Origin of the sequence: Chromobacterium vaccinii (assembly GCF_000971335.1) — a bacterium.
In the GTDB taxonomy this organism is placed as follows: domain Bacteria; phylum Pseudomonadota; class Gammaproteobacteria; order Burkholderiales; family Chromobacteriaceae; genus Chromobacterium; species Chromobacterium vaccinii.
In genome coordinates, this window is record NZ_JZJL01000004.1 from 1 (window position 1) to 20,370 (window position 20,370).

Below are 20,370 nucleotides of genomic sequence, written 5' to 3' on the forward strand. Positions count from 1 at the left end.
GTTGCCGGCGGGCGCGGACGGCGCTGCGGGGGCGGGGGCCGCGGCGGCCGGCTCCGCTGGAGCTTCGGCAGTGACGGGCTGGCCGGCAAGCGCGGCGTCAAGCGCGGCGAGCACGCGGGCGTCCGCGTCGCCGGGCATCAAGCCTTGGCCCAGCGTGCCGAACATGTCGCGGACAATGCCGGTGGCGTCGAGAATCACATCCATCACTTCCGACGTGATGTGCATTTCTCCGTTGCGCAGCTTGTCGAACAGGTTTTCCGTGCGGTGGCACAAATTCACCATCGGGATGACGTTGAGGAAACCTGCGCCGCCCTTGATGGTATGGAAGCCGCGGAAGATGTCATTGAGCAGAGCCTTGTCTTCCGGGCGCTTTTCAAGTTCGACCAGCTTGTTGTCCACATCGGACAGGAGGTCGGTAGACTCCATCAGGAAGTCACCTAGCAACTCTTCCATGCCGCCAAATTCGCTCATTTTTCCACCCCACGCGTTCTGCGTTGTCTTGCTTGCGTTGCTTTAGAAGCCCAGGCTTTCCAGCAGGTCGTCCACTTGCTGCTGGCTGTTCACCACATCGGTCCTGCCTTCCGGATTGATGACCGGACCGTTGAGCAGGCTGGTATTCAGCTCTCCCTTCTTTTCATCGGGGGAGAACTCAATCAGGAAACTGACCAACTCGGTTTCCAGGATCTTGACCATGCCCATCATTTTTTTGATCACTTGGCCGGTCAGGTCCTGAAAGTCCTGAGCCATGACGATTTCAAGCAGCTGGGCATTGGTAGCCTGGGTTTGATTGGGCACGTCTTTCAAATACAGCTGGGTTTCGGCAGCCAGGTTTTTGAACTCTTCGATGCTCAGCAGATTGGCGAACAGCTTTTCCCAGCGCTCGCTCAGCGCCGCGGCCCGGCTTTCCAGTTTGTCCTGGAATGGCTTGGCGATATCGGTGGCGTTCAGCACGCGTTCTGCCGAGTTTTCAGTCAGCGTGGCGATGTAGGCCAGGCGGTCTTTCGCGTCGGGAATGGTTTCAGCCACTTTTTCCAGCGACTTGTCGTAGCCCAGATCGCGCAGGGCGTCGTGCATCTTGCGGGTCATCTGTCCGATATGCTCATACATCGTCGAAGGACTGGTCTCGCTCGAGAACAATTTGGCACCAGCCTCTTCGCCTGCGGGGGCAGCAGCGGCGGGCGGTTCGGGTTCGCTACCTTGCTGCTGGGCGATGCTGTTGAACAGCGCCTCCAGTTCCGGCGAGTCTCCGTTCTCCATAATATGGTCCGGCACGTTCAATCCTCCTCAATGCAAATGCGGGCAACCTTGCGCGATGCTCAGGCTGGTTTGTTCATGTTCTGGAAGATTTTGCTCATCTTCTCTTCCATGGTGGCGGCGGTGAACGGTTTTACGATGTAGCCGCTGGCACCAGCCATGGCCGCCTCGATGATGTTTTCTCTTTTGGCCTCGGCGGTGATCATCATGAACGGCAGATGCTTCAGTTGGGGATCCGCCCGCACTGCTTTGAGGAGCTCGATGCCCGTCATATTGGGCATGTTCCAGTCGGAGACGACGAAGTCGAAGCTTTGGGTTTTCAGCTTGTGCAGCGCGACCTGGCCGTCTTCGGCCTCGTCGACGTTGGTGAAGCCCAACTCTTTCAACAGGTTGCGGACGATTCTGCGCATGGTGGAGAAGTCGTCCACGACCAGGAATCGCATATTCTTGTCTGACATCGAGGTATATCCTGAATTATCTATGTTCCATCAAGGCGCACATTGTAGCGACTACCTTTGCAGGAATGGAATCAAAGTTTCTGCCAGTACGCCCGGGTCGAACTTGGCAACGTAGGAATCCACCCCGACACTGGAGCCCATTGCGCGGTTGGCGTTGGACGACAGCGACGAGTGCATGATCACCGGAATGCCCTTGAAACGCTGATCGGATTTGATCAGCTTGGTCAGCACGTAGCCGTCCATTTCCGGCATTTCGGCATCGACCAAAATGATTTTCAGGTAGTCGTGCAGGCATTCTCCATCGGCCCAGTTTCGGCCGGCCAGCACTTGCAGGCGATCCCAGGCTTCGCGGCCGTTGGTCGCCTGCTGGAATTTGATGCCCATCTTTTCCAGCACGCCGGTGATTTCCTTGCGGGCGACCACCGAGTCGTCGACGAAGAAGATGTACTGGTCGGTTTCCAGCTGGGCGGTGGGCACATCGGGCAGCCGGGGCTCGCCGACTACGCTGGCCAGGATCTGTTCGACGTCCAGAATGGAAACTAGCTTGCCATTTTCCAGTTCGGTAACCGCAGTGATCAGGGTTTGATTGGTGCCGGCTGCCGCCATGATGTTTTCCGGCGCCCGAACCTTGTCCCAATCGACGCGGATGATGCGGTCAACCGAGTCCACCAGAAAAGCTTGAGTGCTCTTGTTGAACTCGGTGACGATCATCGTGTCGAACTTGCTGCCACCGTGGTCATGGCCGATGAACTTGGCCAGCGAGATCACCGGGATGATATTGCCGCGCAGCGACAGCACCCCTTCCACCCCGAACGGCATATTGGGCGTTTTGGTGATGGTCGGCGTCTGCGAGACCTCGCGCACCTTGAACACATTGATGCCGAATGTTTCGCGCGTTCCCAGCGAGAACAGCAGAATCTCCATCTTGTTGGAGCCGGCTAGCTTGGTCCTGGCGTCAACACTGGCGAGCAAGGAGGCGTCGGTGCTAGGCATGTCGTATCCCTATCCCTTGAAAATCTTGAAGAAGGCCTGTTAGTTGCTGGGTTCCAGTTTCAGCATCTGGCGCAGCTTGCTGGCGAGCTTCTGCGGTTCAAACTTTGATACATAGGCGTCCACGCCGACGGATTCTCCCAGTTTCTGGTTGGACGAACCGGAAAGCGAGGAGTGCATCAGCACCGGAATGCCGGCGAAGCGCGGGTCGCTCTTGATCATCTTGGTCAGCATATAGCCGTCCATCTCAGGCATTTCCACGTCGGTCAGCACCAGGTGCAGCTCGTCGGACAGCTTGCGTCCGGCGGCTTCCGCCTGCTGAGCCATCTTCTGCAGATCTTCCCAGCCGCGCATGCCGTTGATCGCCGAGGTGTAGCGGATGTTCATCACTTCCAGCGTGCGCTCGATCTGCTTGCGGGCGACTGCGCTGTCGTCGGCGAAGAAGATGCGGCGGTCTTCCTTGACCGGCTCGATATTGATGAAGCTGTGGCCGTCGTCGATGATGCTGGTTTCCGCCAGCACCTTTTCCACGTCCATCATCATCACCAGCGTGCCGTTGTCCAGCTCGGTGACAGCGGTCACCAGGCCGGCCATGCGGTTGGTGATCATGTCCGGCGGCACGCGCATCGCAGACCAATCCAGGCGAAGAATGGTGTCCACGGCTTCAACCAGGAAACCCTGGGTATGACCGTTGTACTCGGTAACGATCATGATTTCCGGGCGATTGCTGGTCACGATACCGGAGTATTTGGCCAAGTCGATCACGGGAACCAGCGCGCCACGCAGGCTGACCATGCCTTCCACCGAAGAGGGCATTTCCGGAGCCGAGGTAATCTCCGGGGTGCGCATCACTTCGCGGACCTTGAATACGTTGATACCAAAAATTTCTTTGCGACCGGTACGCTGGTCATGCCCCAAGGAGAACAGAAGGATTTCCAGCTTGTTGGTGCCTGCCAGTTTGGTTCTGGCGTCGATTTTTTTGAGAAGCTCTGACACAGAAACCTCCACAGCATCTTTTGAAATGGCGCACTACTTCCCTTTATACGCCAGATATTGGTTTTTCCCGTTTTTTTTGCTCTTGGCGACGTCAACTGCATGTTGGCGCGCTATGGGCTGATCATTATCATACCGTTTAAGTGGTTTTTACAAATGACAGTGAAGCGATGCCTACTATGGTTTCAAGCCTGAAGGATCAGCAGCAGCTCGAGGCCGCGTTCGAACAATTCAATGCGGTTTCCAGTCAACTCATTGATGCATATAGACAACTTGAGGTTCAGGTCAATGTTTTGAACGCCCAGCTGGATGAGGCGAACAGTCAGTTGCGAAAACAGCGCGATGAGAATGCCGAGCTCGCCGAACGACTGGCGTCGTTGCTCAAGATGCTGCCGGCAGGCGTGGTGGAGCTATCGCCGGAAGGCCGGGTGACCGCTGAGAATCTGGCGGCGGAGTCTCTGCTAAGTGGTTGTTATATAGGGGAAGAGTGGGGCGGTTTGCTGGGGCGCTTGCTGAGTCAGGAGGCGGATGGCAGCTTCGCTCTGGGCGGAGATGGCGAGTCCAGGCGTTTGACGCTGCAGTATCAGGACCTGCCGGCGTCGGGCGGGCGAATTGTGCTTATTCACGACGTGACCCGGCTGCATCAACTCAATAGCGAGCTCGCTCAGCAGCAGAATCTGGCGTCTATGGGCAGCATGGCGGCATCGCTGGCGCATCAGCTGCGCACGCCGCTGGCCAGCGCAATGTTGTATACGGCCAACTTGAAGCAGGATATTCCCCGTCCGGAAGACCGGGCGCGCTTTGTCGACAAGAGCTTGGCGCGGATGCGGGCTCTGGAGGGGCTGATCCAGAACATGCTGGGGTTCGTGCGCGGCCAGGTGTCGTCGTTGGAGACGGCGAAAGTGGCGCCGCTGCTGGAGGATGTTTGCGCGGTGCTGGCGCCGCAATGTCATGACAAAGGTGTGTTTTTTGATTGCAATCTGCCCGCCGATTCTGCCATAACGGTCTTGATAGACCGCAAGGCGCTGCAGGGAGCATTGATCAATCTGCTGGAAAACGCTTTGCAGTTCGCGTCGCCCGGCGGAAGGGTCGGTTTGGCGGTGGCCCCCGATGGCGATGACGTCGTATTCCGTGTCGATGACGATGGCCCGGGGGTGGACGACGCGGTGCGGGAGCGGATTTTCGAACCATTCTTCACGCAGCGTCCCGGCGGAACTGGCCTGGGACTGGCGATCGTGAAGAAGGTGGCTGAAGAGTTGGGGGGAAGTGTACGTTGTTACAACAAGGTGGCGGGCGGCGCCTGTTTCGAATTGAGGCTGCCGGCATCCCGGGAGTGAGGCCGGATGCGGCAGAGGCGCCCGTTCAATTTGTCAGCGAACCTATGGAAAGCCGAGGATCAGTGATGAGACCGATAGTCAAAGTCGAGGGGAGTGTCGGGAAGATGGTGCTGATTGGGCAGTTTGATTTCAACCTGCACAAGGAATTCCGCCAAGCCAGCCAGGAATTGCTGGACACCCCCGATGTTCAGGAAATCCAGGTCGATTTCGATCAGGTGCCGTTTCTTGACAGCTCCGCGCTGGGCATGTTGTTGCTGCTGAAGGAACGGGCTGCGGGACAGAAGAAAACGATGGTGCTGGTCAATTGCCGGGAAGCGGTGATGCAGGTCTTCGAGATCGCCTGCTTCAACAAGATGTTCACGATCCGGCCGGCGGCCTGAGCATGGCCATTGCTTGCGCCGCCGTCGGCATGCTTGAGCGGCGCGCGAGCGTTTCTTCCTTGTGCTTCTAGCCCGGTCTCGGGCGCAGGGCCAGAGGCGCTTTCTGGCGCAGCCAAAGCGTTATCACGGCTGCGGGTTTGCGGCTTTAGGTTTTGCCGGGAATGCCTGTTTTCTGTCGCTGAGACATGCCATCCGCGCAAAATTCTTGATTTTCAGCATATGCCGCTTGATTCGCCCGTCTTTATGGTTGATCACGTAATTAAAGGCGACAGCGGGTTCGGAGCGCTCGGTTATTCATTCGGGGAGGCGGATGGCAGGTCAGCCTCATTGTGTTGTTCCGATAGTGTCGTTGAAGATTGATGACATTGAGGTGACGCGCCAGCATGTGTTGGCAGGCCGCTGCTTGCTTTCCGGACCGGGGACGATCCCGATGATTGTCCCCACCGGCACGGCTGGTCTGGTGGAAGCCGTGCACATGGGGCCGTGTGTATTTCAACCGGAGTCTCTCGATAGCGGGAACGCCATGCCTAAGAAAATTCTCACGGTGGACGACTCCGCGTCGATTCGCCAAATGGTCAGTTTCACGCTGAAGAGTGCCGGCTATGACGTGGCGGAGGCGGTGGACGGCAACGCAGGCTTGAGCAAGGCGCAGGGCACGCAGTTCGATCTGGTTCTGACCGACCAGAACATGCCGGGCATGGATGGGTTGACGCTGATCCGTTCGCTGCGCAAGCAACCCTCCTACAACGCCACCCCTATCCTGATGCTGACTACTGAGTCCAGCGATCAGATGAAGGCGCTGGGCAGGGCCGCTGGCGCTTCCGGCTGGCTGGTCAAGCCCTTCGATCCGCAGAAGCTGTTGGACGTCGTGAAGCGCCTGGTCGGCTAACGCGGCCATCGCCAAGAGGGGACGATTGTGACGATCGATATGTCCCAGTTTCACCAAGTATTCTTCGACGAGGCGGAAGAGCATCTGGCCACGATGGAGTCGCTTCTGTTGGCGATGGATGTGGCTCAGCCGGAACAAGAAGATCTTCATGCGATATTCCGAGCCGCCCATTCGATCAAGGGCGGCGCCGCCACTTTCGGCTTCGCCGAGATGGCCGAACTGACCCATGTGTTGGAAAACCTGCTGGACAGGGTGCGCAAAGGCGCGATGGAGCTGACGGCGCAGATGGTGGATGCCTTTCTGCAGGCTAAAGACGCGCTGCAGGCGATGCTGGTCGCGTATAAAAACGGCGAGGCGCTGGATGGCGAGCGGCGGGGCGAAATTCAACGGCGCCTGGAAGAGATGGAAGGCCGGGCGGCGGAAATTAGCGTCCCGGCGTCCGCGCAGGAAACCATCCAGGCGGCGGAGTCGCTATGGACGCTGTTTCTCGAACTGACGCCCGCCGCTGGCCAGGATATTCATCCCTTGTTGGCGAATCTGGCGGCGCAGGGCGATCTGACCATCGTGCAGGAGGGCCGGCTGGATGACGAGCTGCCCTGGGTGGCGGTATTCACCTCGTCTCTGGCCGCGGACGAGGTCGCCGAGTCGCTGGCGTTCTCGCTGTCTCCGGAGCAGTTCCGCGTCAGTGTGGATCGTTGCGGCGAAGGCGGGGATGAGTACGGCTTTTTCCTGCCGGATGATCGCGTGGAGCCAGGCGCGCGCGGGGTGGCCGGAGGCGTGTCCTATGTGGATGAGGATGGCGGTTTCGGCTTGTTCGAGCCGCTGCCCGGGCTGCATGCGCCAGGCGAGGATGCCGGATCGCAGAGGCTGGCGCAGATGGAGAGCGACGGCAGCTTCGGTTTGTTCGAACCGTTGACTGCTCCAGGCAAGGGGGACGCGAAGGATCTCGAGGGCGATGGCTTCGGCTTGTTCGGCGGCGCGCCGGGCGTGGGCGTCGAAAAGGCGCCTGATGCCGCGTCTTCGGAGGCGAAGCCGGCAGCGCCGGCGCGGCCGCAGCTGGACAAGGGCGCAGCCGCGGGTGAGAACTCGATCCGGGTCAATATCGAGAAAGTCGACATGCTGCTGAATCTGGTAGGCGAGCTGGTGATCACCCAGTCCATGCTGATGCAGTCCGGCAGCGCGCTGGACCCGGTGGAGCATGAACGCCTGCTCAACGGCATCAGTTCACTGCAGCGCAACTCGCGCGAACTGCAGGAAGCGGTAATGTCCATCCGCATGACGCCCATCGCCTTCGTGTTCAACCGCTTCCCCCGCGTAGTCCGCGATCTGGCAGGCAAGCTGGGGAAACAGATCGACCTGAAAATGGTGGGCGAGAACACCGAGCTGGACAAGGGCTTCATCGAAAAACTATCCGACCCTTTGACCCACCTGGTGCGCAACAGCCTGGACCACGGCATCGAGCCGCCGGACGCGCGGGTGGCCAAGGGCAAGTCGCCGGCCGGCCGGCTGACGCTGCGGGCTTTCCACCAGGGCGGCAGCATTGTGATCGAGGTCAGCGACGACGGCGCGGGGCTTAGCCGCGAACGCATCCTGGCCAAGGCGCGCGAGCGCGGCATGCCGGTCAGCGACAATATGTCCGATGCCGAAGTGTGGGGGCTGATCTTCGAGGCCGGCTTCTCCACCGCGGCTGAAGTGACCGACGTGTCCGGCCGCGGGGTGGGCATGGACGTGGTCAAGCGCAACATCCAGAACATGGGCGGCCGGATCGAGATCGACTCCATGGCCGATGTCGGCACCACGATGAGCATACGGCTGCCGCTGACGCTGGCGATCATGGACGGCATGTCGGTTAGGGTGGGGCACGAGATCTACGTATTGCCGCTGGGCTTCATCCTGGAGTCGCTGCAGCCTGAGCCCGCGGCGATCAAGACGGTGGCCGGGCGCGGCGAAGTGGTGCACATCCGCGGCGAATACTTGCCCATCGTCGCGCTGGGGCGGTATTTCAATGTGGGCACGGCCAGGCTGCGGGCGGACGAGGGCATTCTGGTGATCGTGGAGGCGTCCGGCGCCAGGGTGGCCTTGCTGGTGGACGATCTGATCGGGCAGCAGCAGTTCGTGGTGAAGAATCTGGAAACCAACTACCGCAAGGTGGATGGCTTGTCCGGCGCCACGATATTGGGGGATGGACAGGTGGCGTTGATCCTCGACATTTCCACCATCGCCCGCAGCAACAGCGGCCCGCGCGGATCGGCCGCGCAGATGGCGGCCGCCGCGGAATGACAGCCGGAGACGCGATATGCAACTGGACAATCTGAGCGATGCCCAAGCGAGGGGCGAGGGCGTCAGAGAGCTGCTGGTGTTCACGCTGGGCAACGAGGAGTACGGCCTGGACATCCTCAAGGTGCAGGAGATACGCGGCTACGACACGGTCACCCGCATCGCCAACGCGCCGGAGTTCATCAAGGGCGTGATCAACCTGCGCGGCAGCATCGTGCCCATCGTCGATCTGCGCCTCAAGTTCGGACTGGGCGAACCGCATTACAACGAGTTCACCGTGGTGATCATCCTCAATATCGGCAAGCGCACGGTCGGCATCGTGGTGGACGGCGTGTCCGACGTGATCCAGCTGGGCGAGGATGCGATGCGCGCGCCGCCGGAGTTCGGTTCGGCCGTCGATACTGCTTATATCAAAGGGTTGGGGACGGTGGGGGAACAGATGATCATCGTCGTCGACATCGAGCGTCTGATGCGCAGCGAAGAAATGGCGCTGACCGACGAAGTGGCTGCCCGGGCCTGAGGCCGGGTACCAAGTGGGGAGGGGAGCATGAGCGACATCAGGTTGAAGCAGCAGTTGACGCTGGGTATCGGCTTGCTGATGGTGGCGATGGCGGCCGCGCTGTATCTCGCCCTGGCGCAGCTGCACCGCCTGCAGGGCGCCGCCGACGATCTGGCCGGCGGCCAGGCGGCCCGGATCGGCCAATTGGCGCTGGCCGGCCAGGCCCAGCAGGCATCGCAATTGCTGGTGCGGCAGCTGGGCGGCCTGCTGCCCGAGGCCGCGCTGGCGGCGCAGCGCGCGGCGCAGCCTCCGCTGGACAATGCGCTGGACGGCGTGACCGGGCGTCTCAACAGCCTGTCGGCGCATGCTTCTGCCGATGCCAAGGCCCGGTTGGACGCGGCCCGCAATCTCGACGGCCCGCTGCGCAACCAGATCGCCGCCTACCGCCAGTTGCTGGCGGGAGGAAAGACGGAGGAGGCGAGCGGCTACCTGTCGACCACGCTGTGGCCGGCGGCGCTCAAGTATCAGGACGCCATCGCCCAGTACGCCCGTTTCGAAGGCGAGCAGGCGGCGAACGCCGCGCCCGAGGACGGCGCCGTTTCCGCCGGGATGATAAGCAATGAGCTGATCAGCATGGGCGCCGCGCTGCTGTTGTTGGCCGCCGCGCTGGCCTGGCTGTTGCGCCGCGCGCTGGACCGCCAGTTCGGCGGCGATCCGCAATTGCTGGCCGCCGTGCTGCGCGAGCTGGCCGACGGCGAGGTGCGGACCGAGTTCCAGGTGCGGCTGGGCGATCGGAGCAGCCTGCTCGCCTGTCTGGCCGAGGTGGTCGCGCATGCCCGGGAAAACCTGAGGGTGCGCAACGCGCTGGATGTCTGCACCACCAATGTGATGATCGCCGACGACAGCCATCAGGTGGTGTACGCGAACCGCGCGGTGCTGGACATGTTCCAGCAGGCGGAGTCCGATATCCGCCAGGAATTGCCGCAGTTTTCCGCCCGGGCCATTCTGGGCAGCAATATCGACGATTTCCATCGCAATCCCTCGTATCAGCGCGGCATGCTGCAGCAGCTGGGCGGCACCCATCGAGGCACCATCAGGGTGGGCGGGCGCACCTTCAGTCTGGTGCTGACGCCTATCCGCGATGGCCAGAACCGCAAATTGGGCTCGGTGGTGGAATGGCTGGACACCACCCGGGAACTGGAGCTGAAGGCCGCAGAGGAGGCCCGCCTCGCGGCCGACCGGCGCGCGGCCGCGGAGAACGCCCGCATCCGCAGCGCGCTGGATGTGTGCACCACCAATGTGATGATCGCGGATGAGGACCACTGCATCATCTATACCAACCAGTCGGTGCTGAAAATGTTCCAGCAGGCGGAGGCCGACATCCGTCGCGACATCCCCGTTTCTCGGTTGCCGGCTTGATCGGCAGCAATATCGATGACTTCCACAAGAACCCGTCGTACCAGCGGGGCCTGCTGCAGCAGGTGAGGGAGACGCACCGCTCATCCATCGCCGTCGGCGGGCGCACCTTCGGCCTGATCCTGACGCCCATCATCGGTCCTAGGGGAGAGCGCCTGGGGGATGTGGTGGAATGGCAGGACAATACCGAAATGCTCAGGTTGAAGCGCGAGGCGGATCTGCGCGCAGACAAGGAAAGCAAGCTGGCGGCGGAGAACGCCCGCATCCGCAGCGCGCTGGACGTCTGCACCACCAATGTGATGATCGCGGACGAGACTCATCACATCATCTACGCTAATCAGGCGGTGCTGAGAATGTTCCAGCAGGCGGAAGCCGACATCCGGCGCGAAATTCCCCGCTTCTCGGCCGCCGGGCTACTGGGCGGCAAGATAGATGAATTCCACAAGAATCCATCTTACCAGCATGGCGTGTTGCAGCAGGTCAGAAGCACGCACCGCTCATCCATCGTGGTCGGCGGACGGACTTTCAGCCTGATTCTGTCGCCCATCGTCAATGCCGAGGGCGAGCGGCTGGGCGCGGTGGTTGAGTGGCAGGACAATACCGAGACGCTGCGGCTGCAAGAGGAAGCCGACGCCAAGGCCGTCGAGGTCGCCCGCGTTGCCGGCGAGAACGCGCGCATCCGCAGCGCGCTTGACAACTGCACCACCAATGTGATGATCGCCGACAACGAGCGCAAGATCATCTACATGAACCACAGCGTGACCGACATGCTGAGCGGGGTGGAGTCGGACTTGCGCAAGGCGCTGCCCAATTTCGACGTGCGCCGGCTGATAGGCGCCAGCATCGACGAATTCCACAAGAGCCCGGCCCATCAGCGCGAGCTGCTGGCCAATTTGCGCTCCACCTATCGTACGGAAATCCAGGTTGCGGGCCGGACCTTCTCCCTGGTGGCCAATCCGGTGTTCGACGCCGACGGCGAACGCCTGGGATCGGTGGTGGAATGGAAGGACCGCACCGCCGAAGTGGAGATCGAGCGCGAGGTGTCGGAGATCGTCAGGGCCGCGTCGGCGGGCGAGTTCGGCAAGCGGATCGCATCGGAAGGCAAGCAGGGCTTCTTCCGCTTGCTGGGCGAGGGCATCAACCAGTTGCTGGATGTCACCAGCCGCGGCTTGAACGATATCGCCAACGTGCTGGGCGCGCTGGCGGGCGGCGATCTGACCAAGACCATCAGCTCCGATTACGATGGCCTGTTCGGCCAGCTGAAGACGGACAGCAATGCCACGGTCGAGCGTTTGCTGGAGATCGTCACCAATATCAAGGACTCCACCGACGCGATCAACACCGCGGCCAAGGAAATCGCCGCCGGCAACTCCAACCTGTCCAACCGCACCGAGCAGCAGGCGGCCAGCCTGGAGGAAACCGCGTCCAGCATGGAAGAGATCACCAGCACCGTCAAACAGAACGCCGAGAACGCCAAGAAGGCCAACTCTCTCGCCACCGGCGCATCCGACATCGCCGCGCGCGGCGGCAAGGTGGTCGGCGATGTGGTGTCGACGATGAACGAGATCAACGAGAGCGCGAAGAAGATCGTCGATATCATCAGCGTGATCGACGGCATCGCGTTCCAGACCAATATCCTGGCGCTGAACGCCGCGGTGGAGGCCGCGCGGGCCGGCGAGCAGGGCCGCGGCTTCGCGGTGGTGGCGAGCGAGGTGCGGAACCTGGCCCAGCGTTCCGCGGCCGCGGCCAAGGAGATCAAGTCGCTGATCGGCAACTCGGTGGACAAGGTGGAGTCCGGCAGCCGGCTGGTGGACGAAGCCGGCCGCACGATGAACGAGATCGTGGTGTCGATCCGTCGCGTCGCCGACATCATGAGCGATATTTCGGCGGCGTCGATGGAGCAGAGCTCCGGCATCGAGCAAGTCAACCTCGCTGTCACCCAGATGGACGAGAACACCCAGAAAAACGCGGCGCTGGTCGAGCAGGCGGCGGCGGCGGCGGAGTCGCTGGAGGAGCAGGCCCGTTATCTGTCCGGCGCGGTGGCGGTGTTCAAGCTGGAAGACAAGCCATTGCCCGGCAGGTCGCCTGCCGCGGCCAGGCCGGCTTCGCGCCCGGCGGGCGGGGCCCTGCCGCAGATTGGCTTGGCCGGCGCGCTGGAGCGCAAGGCAAGCCAGCATTCCGGCCACTACCAGATCAAGCCCAAGGCGATTGAGCCCATCCAGCCGCAAAAAGACGGCGAAGACGGCTGGGAGGAGTTCTGAGGACTTGAAGACTGGCTGAATATGGGATGCGTAGCCGCCGGAATGGCGACTGCGCGGGGGGACGCGGCATGGCCGACGAAACGGAACTCAAGTTCACCCGCAACGACTTCAAGCGGGTTCGCGAGATGATCTATCAGAGGGTAGGCATTTCGCTCAGCGATTCCAAAACCCATATGGCGTACGCCCGGCTGTCCAAGCGGGTGCGCTCGCGCGGGCTGCGCAGCTTTTCCGACTACCTGGACTTGCTGCAGCACGGTGAGGAAAGCGACGAGTGGCAAGGCTTCATCAATGCGCTGACCACCAATCTGACCTCGTTCTTCCGCGAGTCCCATCATTTCGATATTTTGCGCGAGCACGCTAGAGCGCGCCGGAGAGCAGGAGAAACGTTTCGGGTATGGAGCGCGGCGTCGTCCACCGGGGAGGAGCCGTACTCGATCGCCATCACCTTGCTCGAGCTGTGGCGAGAGGCCGGCGGCGGGGCCTTTCAGCTGCTGGCGTCCGATATCGATACCAATGTGTTGCAGCAGGCGGCGCATGGCGTCTATGCCAGAGAGCGGGCCGAGAAGGTGTCCGGCGCCCAGCTCCAGCGATATTTCGACAAGGGCGTGGGCCGCAACGAAGGCATGATTAGGCTCAAGCGGCAGGTGAGGGAGGCGGTGTCCTTCTTCCAGTTCAACCTGGTGGCGCCAAGCTGGCCGGACATCGGCCGCTTCGACGCGATCTTCTGCCGCAATGTGATGATCTATTTCGACAAGCCCACCCAGGTCGGCATCCTGAACCGGATGGCCGCCTGTCTGCGGCCGGATGGTTTGCTGATGCTCGGGCATTCGGAAAACATCACGCACCTGACCGACGCCTACGCCGGCTGCGGCAGAACCACCTATCGGCTGGCGCACTCTGGCGCAGGGGAGGAGGGCGGATGAGCGCGGCGGGCAGGAGGATACGGGTGGTGGTGGTGGACGATTCGGCGCTGGTGCGCAGTCTGCTGACCGCCATCGTCAACGAGGCGCCGGACATGGAGGTGGTGGCGACGGCGGCCGACCCCATCATCGCCCGGGAGAAAATACGGGAAACCAATCCCGACGTGGTGACGCTGGATGTGGAAATGCCGAGGATGGACGGGCTGGAGTTCCTGCGCCGCCTGATGCGGCTGAGGCCGACGCCGGTGCTGATGATCTCGTCCTTTACCGACGCGGGATCGGAAACCACGCTCGCGGCGCTTGAGATCGGCGCCGTCGACTTCATCCATAAACCGGCCAACGACATCGCGCGGCATATGCAGGAATACGCGGAGGATATACGGGAAAAGCTCAGAGGCGCAGCCGAGGCCAGATTGCGGCAGCCGCGGCGTTTCCGCCAGCCGCTGTCGTCCCGGCCGCTGGCCGTCGCCGCGCAGCTGAGAAAGGACGTGCTGGTATTCGTCGGCGCCTCCACCGGCGGCACGGAGGCGATCAAGGACTTTCTGATGGGCATGCCGGCTGATGGACCGCCCATTTTGATCGTTCAGCATATGCCCGAGCACTTTACTTTCACTTTCGCGATGCGGCTGGACCGGCTGTGCCCGATACGGGTTAAGGAGGCGGAGGATGGAGAAGCGGTGAAGCCGGGGGTCGCCTACATCGCGCCTGGCCATTCCCATATGCGGGTGGCGCCGGCCGCTGGAGGCGGCTATCGGATCGCGCTGGATCAGGGGGAGAAAGTCAACCGTCATCGCCCGGCGGTAGACCCTCTGTTCGATTCCGCCGCCCGCGTCCTGGGCAAGAGCGCGATCGGCGTGATCCTCACCGGCATGGGCAAGGATGGGGCGGAAGGATTGTTGCGGATGCGCCATGCCGGGGCCATCACCTTCGGCCAGGACGAGGCCAGCTGCGTGGTGTACGGCATGCCGCGGGAGGCGTTCAAAATCGGCGCGGTGATGCATGTCCTGCCATTGAGCAAACTGGCGGAAACGGTGGTTTGCTGCCTGCAGGGCCAAGCCGAAAGGGCGATTACATGAGTCATGCCGATGCGATGAACAGCAACAGCCATCAGTACTACGACAAGCACTTCCAGATCATGGCGGTCAAGGTGTTTCCCGGCGAGTTCCACGCCACCAACCAGCCCAGGCTCCTGATGACGCTGCTGGGCTCCTGCGTGTCGGTATGCCTGAGCGACCGCATTTCCGGCGTGGCCGGCATGAATCACTTCCTGTTGCCCGAGGGCTCGCTGGACCTGGGGTCAGGCGCGTCCGCCGCCCGGTTCGGCGTCAACGCGATGGAGTTGCTGATCACCGACATGCAGAAGCTGGGCGCGATGCGCAACCGGCTGGAGGCCAAGATCTTCGGAGCTGGCAATGTGCTGGATGGCATGACGGTAGTCCGGGTGGGGGAGCGCAACAGCAATTTCATCCGCAGCTATCTAGCCAACGAGCAGATTCCCGTTCTGGCCGAGGATTTGCTGGGCGAGTGCGCGCGCAAGGTGTATTTCTTCACGGAGACGGGCAAGGTGCTGATCAAGAAGCTGAAGCGCACCAGCACGGCGATCAAGCAAGAGCAACCGTACCGCGGCCGCATCGTGGATCAGAACGAGGGCGCCAGGACCGGCGATATCGATTTGTTCATCTGAACCGGCGAACAGGCCCGTAATGAACAAGGCGGCCGGAAGGCCGCCTCTGGTTTTGACCGGGAAGCTGGCTAGCGCTCCAGGTGGGGCAGCTTGTCCTTCACGTCGGCCCAGTCCGCGTGGTCGGGCAGCGGATCGATGCGCTCGACGATGCTCGGCCAGCTCTTGGCCAGCTCCGCGTTGAGCGCGATGAACCCTTCCTGGCCCTTGGGCACGTCGTCCTCCGCGTAAATGGCATTGACGGGACATTCGGGCACGCACAGCGAGCAGTCTATGCATTCGTCCGGGTCTATCGCCAGGAAGTTGGGACCTTCGCGGAAGCAGTCGACCGGGCAGACTTCCACGCAGTCGGTGTATTTGCATTTGATACAGGCATCGGTTACAACGTACGTCATTCGCGTACCCTCAGTTTAAGACTGGATCGTGATTCGGGATAATCGTTATTTTAGCGATAAATTTCCTTTCTGACGCTCCGGCAAATCCCTCATGATGTCCAATGTAATCTATCGGGGCCGTTTCGCCCCCAGTCCAACAGGCCTGCTGCACGCGGGCTCGCTCAGCACCGCCGTCGGCAGCTACCTGGAAGCGCGCAGCCGCGGCGGCCAGTGGCTGCTGCGCATGGAGGACCTGGATCCGCCGCGCGAGGTGCCGGGCGCGGCCGACGACATCCTGCGCACGCTGGAAGCTTTCGGCTTTGAATGGGACAGGGAGGTGGTCTACCAGAGCCGCCGTCATGATTTGTACCGGGCCGCGCTGGAGCAGTTGGCCGCCTCCGGCCATGCCTACGCCTGCTGCTGCACCCGCAAGGAGATCGCCGCGCACGCCCGGCGCGGCTTGGATGGCTACGTTTATCCGGGCACCTGCCGGCAGGGCTGTCCCGATGGCCGCGCGGGCCGGGCCTGGCGCTTGGCCGTAGCCGAGGGGGAGCGGGGGGTGGGGGACAGGCTGCAGGGCGCGTACCGGCAGGACTTGGCGCGCGACATAGGCGACTTTGTGCTGCTGCGCGCCGACGGCTTCTGGGCTTATCAGCTCGCGGTGGTGGTGGACGATGCCGATCAGGGCGTCACCGACATCGTCCGCGGCGCCGATCTGCTGGTGTCCACACCGCGCCAGCTGGCGGTTTACGACGCGCTTGGCCGGCCCGCGCCCGGTTATTGCCACCTGCCGGTGCTGACCAACGCAGCCGGCGAGAAATTGTCCAAGCAGACGCTGGCGCCGGCGATATCGGCCCGCGACGCCGCGCGGCAGCTGAGCGCGGCGCTTGAGCTGCTGGGCCATTGCCCGCCGGCGGGTTGCGAGAGCCTGGACGAGCTGTGGCGCTGGGCGGTGGCGAATTGGTCATTGAGCCGCGTGCCGGCCGGTCCCTTGCAACTCCCTCATTCCTGACGACTTTTCATTTGAATGGCATAAGCATCTGTCTGCTAACGGTTTTTGTTGAAAAAATCGTCAATGCGACATGTTTTTACGTCAAAACTGTGTTTTAATGCGCCCTTTTTTTGGCGCGGCGGCAGGCCGCACCCGGCTGCGGCGCAGCCGAGCGTTCCAGCTTCGGCTATCTTGAAGCCATGGCCATAGGCCTGCCGATGCGGTTTTGACCTTTTCCGCATGTCTGACGCCGGGTGCGACTACCCCGGCGCGCGATGCTTTCGTTCCCACGGAGAGTCAGGTTTGAACGAAAACAGTTCCACTCAAAAGAAGGGCTCGCTCGGAGTCTGGATGTGCACCGCCCTGGTGGTGGGCAATATGATAGGCTCCGGCGTTTTCCTGCTGCCGGCCTCGTTGGCGCCGTTCGGCGGCGTGTCGATGTTGGGCTGGCTGCTGACCTCCTGCGGCGCCATCTGCCTGGCGCTGGTGTTCGCCCGCCTGTCCGCCATCCTGCCGCGCGAAGGCGGGCCGTACGCCTACATCCACGCGGGCTTCGGCGATTTCGCCGGCTTCTGGATCGCCTGGGGCTACTGGATCGCGCTATGGGCCGGCAACGCCGCGCTGGCGGTGGCGGCCACCAGCTATATGCAGGTGTTTTTCCCGGCATTGGGGCACAACGAGCCGCTGGCCGGCGCGGTCGCCATCGGCCTGATCTGGATCGTCACCTGGATCAACAGCCGCGGCGCGCGCAGCTCCGGCGTTGTGGCGGTGGTGACCACGCTGCTGAAGCTGCTGCCGCTGGCTGCGGTTACCTTCATCGGTTTCTTCCATTTCCAGCCGGATAATCTCGCATTCAACCCGCACAACAAGCCCTTGCTGTCCTCGTTGTCCGCCACCATGGCGCTGACATTGTGGGCCTTCCTCGGCCTGGAGTCGGCGTCGGTGCCGGCCGGCGACGTGGTGGAGCCGGAGAAGACCATTCCGCGCGCCACCGTGATCGGCACCCTGCTGGCCACCGTGCTCTACATCCTGTCCACGGTGTCGCTGATGGGCCTGATGCCGGCCGATGTGCTGGCCGCCTCGCAGGCGCCGTTCGCCGACGCGGCCAAGCTGATGTGGGGCGACTGGGGCTACTGGCTGGTGGGCTTCGGCGCAGTGGTGTCCTGCTTCGGCGCGCTCAACGGCTGGAGCCTGATGCAGGCGCACGTGCCGGCGGCCGCGGCCAAGGATGGCCTGTTTCCCCGCCGCTTCGACCAGCGCAACGCGGCCGGCGTGCCCATCTTCGGCCTGGTGCTGTCCAGCGCGCTGGTCACCATCCTGATGGCGATGAAGTACGCCGGCGGTGACAGCGGGGTGAAGATCTTCGAATTCATCATCCTGCTGGCCACCGCCACCACGCTGCTGCCGTATGCGTTCTGTTCGATGGCGCTGATCGCCATCATGCTGATGCGCGGCAAGGAGTTCGCGCCCAAGGATTACGTCGCCCCCGGCTTCTTCGCCGGCATCGGCTTCGTCTACTCGCTGTGGGCGCTGTACGGCTCCGGCGCCGACATTGTGATGTGGGGCATGCTGCTGTTGCTGATGGGCCTGCCCATCTATGTCTGGCAGTTGAAGGAGCGGTTTGCCGCAGATTGACCGGCGTGCCGATCAGTGAAAAAGCGCAGCGCGACAGCCTGCGCTTTTTCGTTTTCGAACCATTTTGATGCATGAAAATGAGCGGTTTTTTTCCTTGAAAAACATTTATTCAGACTGTTTGATATAGAAATAATATTGGCTTGCCAAGCCCCGGATATTGACACCATAATCGCCGGGTCATACAGGAGAGAGCGGCTTTTCGGCCGCCGCCGAAGGCGCAAGCGCACCCGCAATCGCTCAGGCAAAAGGACTGTATCATCGGGCCGGCGGCAGCCGGTTCGCGCAATCTGGAGAGCGGCGCCCGCGCGGCGTCCACCGAAGGGGCTAACGGCTTATCCGGCCGGAAAATCTCAGGTGCAGGGACAGAGGGGTGTGGTTGATAGAGGATATCCACACTTTGCTCGAAGGAACCGCGCCATGACGGCCCCGAAACGTACTCCGCTGTATGAAGCCCACCTCGCCGCCGGCGCCAAGATGGTCGATTTCGCCGGTTGGGAAATGCCCATCCATTACGGTTCCCAGCTGAAAGAGCACGAAATCGTCCGCACGGACGCCGGCATGTTCGACGTCTCCCACATGACGGTGGTCGACATCACCGGCTCCGACGCCAAAGCCTGGCTGCAAAAACTGATCGCCAACGACGTCTCCAAGCTCGGCTTCGAGGGCAAGGCCCTGTATTCCGGCATGCTGACCCCGGAAGGCACCGTCGTCGACGACCTGATCGTCTATCTCACTGCTTACGGCTACCGCATGGTGGTCAACGCCGGCACCACCGAGAAAGACCTGGCCTGGATGGAAAGCCAGAAGGCCGGCTTCGACGTGGCGCTCAAGGTGCGCCGCGATCTGGCGATGCTGGCGGTGCAAGGCCCCCAGGCCATAGACAAAGTCTGCGCTGTGAAGCCGGAACTGGCCGACGCCATCCGCGCGCTGAAAGTGTTCCAGGGCCTGCCGCAGGACGAATGGTTCTACGCCCGCACCGGCTACACCGGCGAAGACGGCCTGGAAATCATGGTTCCGGCCGACCAGGCCATCGCCTTCTTCAATCAACTGCAAGCCGCCGGCGTGTCGCCGATCGGCCTGGGCGCGCGCGACACGCTGCGCCTGGAGGCCGGCATGAATCTGTACGGCCACGATATGGATGAGACCGTGTCGCCGCTGGAAGCCGGCATGGGCTGGACCATCGCCTGGGAGCCGGCCGAGCGCAAGTTCAACGGCCGCGAGGCGCTGGAAGCGCAAAAAGCCGCCGGCGTGAAGATGAAGCAGGTGGGCCTGGTGCTGGAAGGCCGCGGCGTGTTGCGCGAGGGACTGAAGGTGGTGGTGGACGGCGTGGGCGAAGGCGTGATCACCAGCGGCACCTTCTCGCCGACGCTCAAGCACTCGATCGCCATCGCCCGCGTGCCGGCCGCCACCGGCGCCGGCGCCCAGGTGGACCTGCGCGGCACGCTGACCGATGTGCGCGTGGTGAAGATGCCCTTCGTGCGCAACGGCAAGAAAGTTTTCGAATAATCGGGCAGCGCCTCAAGGCGACTGCCGTCACCATTGATCTGATCTTAAGCTGGAGAACTTCAAGATGAGCAACATTCCCGCCGAACTGAAATACGTCGACAGCCACGAGTGGCTGCGCCTGGAAGCCGACGGTTCCGTCACCGTGGGCATCACCGCGCACGCGCAGGAATTGCTGGGCGACATCGTCTTCGTCGAGCTGCCGAAAGCCGGCGCGAATCTGGCCAAGGATGAGCAGGCCGGCGTGGTGGAGTCGGTGAAGGCCGCTTCCGACGTCTACTGTCCGATCGCCGGCGAAGTGCTCGCCGTCAACGAGGAGCTGGAAGGCGAGCCGGAACTGGCCAACTCCGACCCGTACGGCGACGGCTGGTTCTTCAAGATCAAGCCGGCCAACGCCGCGGATCTGGACGGCCTGATGGACGCCGCCGCCTACGCCAAGGAAATCGGCGCCTGATAGCCTGACCGCCCCGCCGTCGCAAGACGCCGGGGCGTTGTTTTTCCCGGCGCGGCCT

At 62.3% G+C, this 20,370-nt stretch carries 20 protein-coding genes and 2 riboswitches; of the genes, 14 read left to right on the forward strand and 6 right to left on the reverse strand.

Translation table 11 applies throughout. The features are described 5' to 3' along the window. The 5 genes from VL52_RS02770 to VL52_RS02790 all read right to left on the reverse strand — a co-directional run. Nucleotides 1-471 (reverse strand): Hpt domain-containing protein (locus VL52_RS02770; protein ID WP_046155621.1); only part of this gene is annotated, 471 nt, incomplete at its 3' end. A 42-nt stretch (nucleotides 472-513) separates the two neighbouring features. Then, nucleotides 514-1,272, reverse strand: coding sequence for a protein phosphatase CheZ (gene cheZ / locus VL52_RS02775; RefSeq protein WP_046155740.1), 759 nt, complete (start codon nucleotides 1,270-1,272; stop codon nucleotides 514-516). A 44-nt stretch (nucleotides 1,273-1,316) separates the two neighbouring features. Continuing rightward, complete coding sequence (gene cheY / locus VL52_RS02780) at nucleotides 1,317-1,712, reverse strand: chemotaxis response regulator CheY (protein ID WP_021478560.1); 396 nt, start codon at nucleotides 1,710-1,712, stop codon at nucleotides 1,317-1,319. A gap of 51 nt (nucleotides 1,713-1,763) precedes the next feature. Further along, complete coding sequence (locus VL52_RS02785) at nucleotides 1,764-2,705, reverse strand: chemotaxis protein (protein ID WP_021478561.1); 942 nt, start codon at nucleotides 2,703-2,705, stop codon at nucleotides 1,764-1,766. 39 nt (nucleotides 2,706-2,744) lie between these two features. Beyond that, nucleotides 2,745-3,698 carry a chemotaxis protein gene (locus tag VL52_RS02790; RefSeq protein WP_021478562.1) on the reverse strand — a complete coding sequence of 318 codons (954 nt, stop codon included), beginning with the start codon at nucleotides 3,696-3,698 and terminating at the stop codon, nucleotides 2,745-2,747. A gap of 176 nt (nucleotides 3,699-3,874) precedes the next feature. Between VL52_RS02790 and VL52_RS02795 the strand changes: the two genes are divergently transcribed. The 10 genes from VL52_RS02795 (at nucleotide 3,875) to cheD (ending at nucleotide 15,358) form a co-directional block, all read left to right on the forward strand. Beyond that, nucleotides 3,875-5,032 (forward strand): sensor histidine kinase, encoded by a 1,158-nt coding sequence (locus VL52_RS02795; protein ID WP_235429182.1) that lies wholly within the window; start codon nucleotides 3,875-3,877, stop codon nucleotides 5,030-5,032. 65 nt (nucleotides 5,033-5,097) lie between these two features. Further along, on the forward strand, nucleotides 5,098-5,412 hold the full coding sequence (locus tag VL52_RS02800; RefSeq protein ID WP_031296840.1) for an STAS domain-containing protein: 315 nt from the start codon (nucleotides 5,098-5,100) through the stop codon (nucleotides 5,410-5,412). Nucleotides 5,413-5,935: 523 nt separating this feature from the next. Beyond that, the gene (locus VL52_RS02805; RefSeq protein WP_021478565.1) at nucleotides 5,936-6,301 is read left to right on the forward strand and encodes a response regulator; all 366 of its coding nucleotides are present in this window, start codon (nucleotides 5,936-5,938) and stop codon (nucleotides 6,299-6,301) included. A 27-nt stretch (nucleotides 6,302-6,328) separates the two neighbouring features. Continuing rightward, complete coding sequence (locus VL52_RS02810; protein WP_046155623.1) at nucleotides 6,329-8,581, forward strand: chemotaxis protein CheW; 2,253 nt, start codon at nucleotides 6,329-6,331, stop codon at nucleotides 8,579-8,581. 16 nt (nucleotides 8,582-8,597) lie between these two features. Beyond that, nucleotides 8,598-9,098, forward strand: a complete 501-nt coding sequence (locus tag VL52_RS02815; RefSeq protein WP_046155624.1) for a chemotaxis protein CheW — start codon at nucleotides 8,598-8,600, stop codon at nucleotides 9,096-9,098. A gap of 27 nt (nucleotides 9,099-9,125) precedes the next feature. Then, on the forward strand, nucleotides 9,126-10,496 hold the full coding sequence (locus VL52_RS23075) for a PAS domain-containing protein (protein WP_052729069.1): 1,371 nt from the start codon (nucleotides 9,126-9,128) through the stop codon (nucleotides 10,494-10,496). Further along, nucleotides 10,493-12,754 (forward strand): methyl-accepting chemotaxis protein, encoded by a 2,262-nt coding sequence (locus VL52_RS02820; RefSeq protein ID WP_052729071.1) that lies wholly within the window; start codon nucleotides 10,493-10,495, stop codon nucleotides 12,752-12,754. The genes VL52_RS23075 and VL52_RS02820 overlap by 4 nt, the downstream gene beginning before the upstream one ends. Before the next feature lie 68 nt (nucleotides 12,755-12,822). After that, the gene (locus VL52_RS02825) at nucleotides 12,823-13,677 is read left to right on the forward strand and encodes a CheR family methyltransferase (RefSeq protein ID WP_046155625.1); all 855 of its coding nucleotides are present in this window, start codon (nucleotides 12,823-12,825) and stop codon (nucleotides 13,675-13,677) included. After that, a complete protein-coding gene (locus tag VL52_RS02830) occupies nucleotides 13,674-14,750 on the forward strand; it encodes a protein-glutamate methylesterase/protein-glutamine glutaminase (protein ID WP_046155626.1) in 1,077 nt (358 codons plus the stop codon). Before VL52_RS02825 ends, VL52_RS02830 begins: the two co-directional genes overlap by 4 nt. After that, on the forward strand, nucleotides 14,747-15,358 hold the full coding sequence (gene cheD / locus VL52_RS02835; protein ID WP_046155627.1) for a chemoreceptor glutamine deamidase CheD: 612 nt from the start codon (nucleotides 14,747-14,749) through the stop codon (nucleotides 15,356-15,358). The genes VL52_RS02830 and cheD overlap by 4 nt, the downstream gene beginning before the upstream one ends. 68 nt (nucleotides 15,359-15,426) lie before the next feature. Here the strand turns inward: cheD and fdxA are convergent, their stop codons facing one another. Then, nucleotides 15,427-15,750 (reverse strand): ferredoxin FdxA, encoded by a 324-nt coding sequence (fdxA, locus tag VL52_RS02840; RefSeq protein ID WP_046155628.1) that lies wholly within the window; start codon nucleotides 15,748-15,750, stop codon nucleotides 15,427-15,429. Between the two features lie 106 nt (nucleotides 15,751-15,856). On the opposite strand from fdxA, the gene gluQRS reads away from it, so the two are divergent. From gluQRS to gcvH, 4 genes are all read left to right on the forward strand, one after another. Beyond that, complete coding sequence (gene gluQRS, locus VL52_RS02845) at nucleotides 15,857-16,741, forward strand: tRNA glutamyl-Q(34) synthetase GluQRS (protein ID WP_200895950.1); 885 nt, start codon at nucleotides 15,857-15,859, stop codon at nucleotides 16,739-16,741. Between the two features lie 330 nt (nucleotides 16,742-17,071). Beyond that, nucleotides 17,072-18,355 (forward strand): amino acid permease, encoded by a 1,284-nt coding sequence (locus tag VL52_RS02850; protein WP_046155630.1) that lies wholly within the window; start codon nucleotides 17,072-17,074, stop codon nucleotides 18,353-18,355. Nucleotides 18,356-18,527: 172 nt separating this feature from the next. After that, a riboswitch (glycine riboswitch) is annotated at nucleotides 18,528-18,618 on the forward strand. Nucleotides 18,619-18,632: 14 nt separating this feature from the next. Continuing rightward, nucleotides 18,633-18,731, forward strand: a riboswitch (glycine riboswitch). Between the two features lie 41 nt (nucleotides 18,732-18,772). Continuing rightward, nucleotides 18,773-19,861 (forward strand): glycine cleavage system aminomethyltransferase GcvT, encoded by a 1,089-nt coding sequence (gene gcvT, locus VL52_RS02855; RefSeq protein WP_046155631.1) that lies wholly within the window; start codon nucleotides 18,773-18,775, stop codon nucleotides 19,859-19,861. A 64-nt stretch (nucleotides 19,862-19,925) separates the two neighbouring features. After that, nucleotides 19,926-20,312 (forward strand): glycine cleavage system protein GcvH, encoded by a 387-nt coding sequence (gcvH, locus tag VL52_RS02860; RefSeq protein WP_021478577.1) that lies wholly within the window; start codon nucleotides 19,926-19,928, stop codon nucleotides 20,310-20,312. Nucleotides 20,313-20,370 lie beyond the last annotated feature (58 nt).

Excerpts from the sequence above, each read along its gene's own strand:
- VL52_RS02815 (WP_046155624.1), top strand. The coding sequence starts at position 8,598 with ATGCAACTGGACAATCTGAGCGATGCCCAAGCGAGGGGCGAGGGCGTC.
- VL52_RS02805 (WP_021478565.1), top strand. The coding sequence starts at position 5,936 with ATGCCTAAGAAAATTCTCACGGTGGACGACTCCGCGTCGATTCGCCAA.
- VL52_RS23075 (WP_052729069.1), top strand. The coding sequence starts at position 9,126 with ATGAGCGACATCAGGTTGAAGCAGCAGTTGACGCTGGGTATCGGCTTG.
- VL52_RS02785 (WP_021478561.1), bottom strand. The coding sequence starts at position 2,705 with ATGCCTAGCACCGACGCCTCCTTGCTCGCCAGTGTTGACGCCAGGACC.
- cheD (WP_046155627.1), top strand. The coding sequence starts at position 14,747 with ATGAGTCATGCCGATGCGATGAACAGCAACAGCCATCAGTACTACGAC.
- VL52_RS02850 (WP_046155630.1), top strand. The coding sequence starts at position 17,072 with ATGTGCACCGCCCTGGTGGTGGGCAATATGATAGGCTCCGGCGTTTTC.
- fdxA (WP_046155628.1), bottom strand. The coding sequence starts at position 15,750 with ATGACGTACGTTGTAACCGATGCCTGTATCAAATGCAAATACACCGAC.
- cheY (WP_021478560.1), bottom strand. The coding sequence starts at position 1,712 with ATGTCAGACAAGAATATGCGATTCCTGGTCGTGGACGACTTCTCCACC.
- VL52_RS02830 (WP_046155626.1), top strand. The coding sequence starts at position 13,674 with ATGAGCGCGGCGGGCAGGAGGATACGGGTGGTGGTGGTGGACGATTCG.
- VL52_RS02795 (WP_235429182.1), top strand. The coding sequence starts at position 3,875 with ATGGTTTCAAGCCTGAAGGATCAGCAGCAGCTCGAGGCCGCGTTCGAA.
- VL52_RS02800 (WP_031296840.1), top strand. The coding sequence starts at position 5,098 with ATGAGACCGATAGTCAAAGTCGAGGGGAGTGTCGGGAAGATGGTGCTG.
- gcvH (WP_021478577.1), top strand. The coding sequence starts at position 19,926 with ATGAGCAACATTCCCGCCGAACTGAAATACGTCGACAGCCACGAGTGG.
- gcvT (WP_046155631.1), top strand. The coding sequence starts at position 18,773 with ATGACGGCCCCGAAACGTACTCCGCTGTATGAAGCCCACCTCGCCGCC.
- VL52_RS02825 (WP_046155625.1), top strand. The coding sequence starts at position 12,823 with ATGGCCGACGAAACGGAACTCAAGTTCACCCGCAACGACTTCAAGCGG.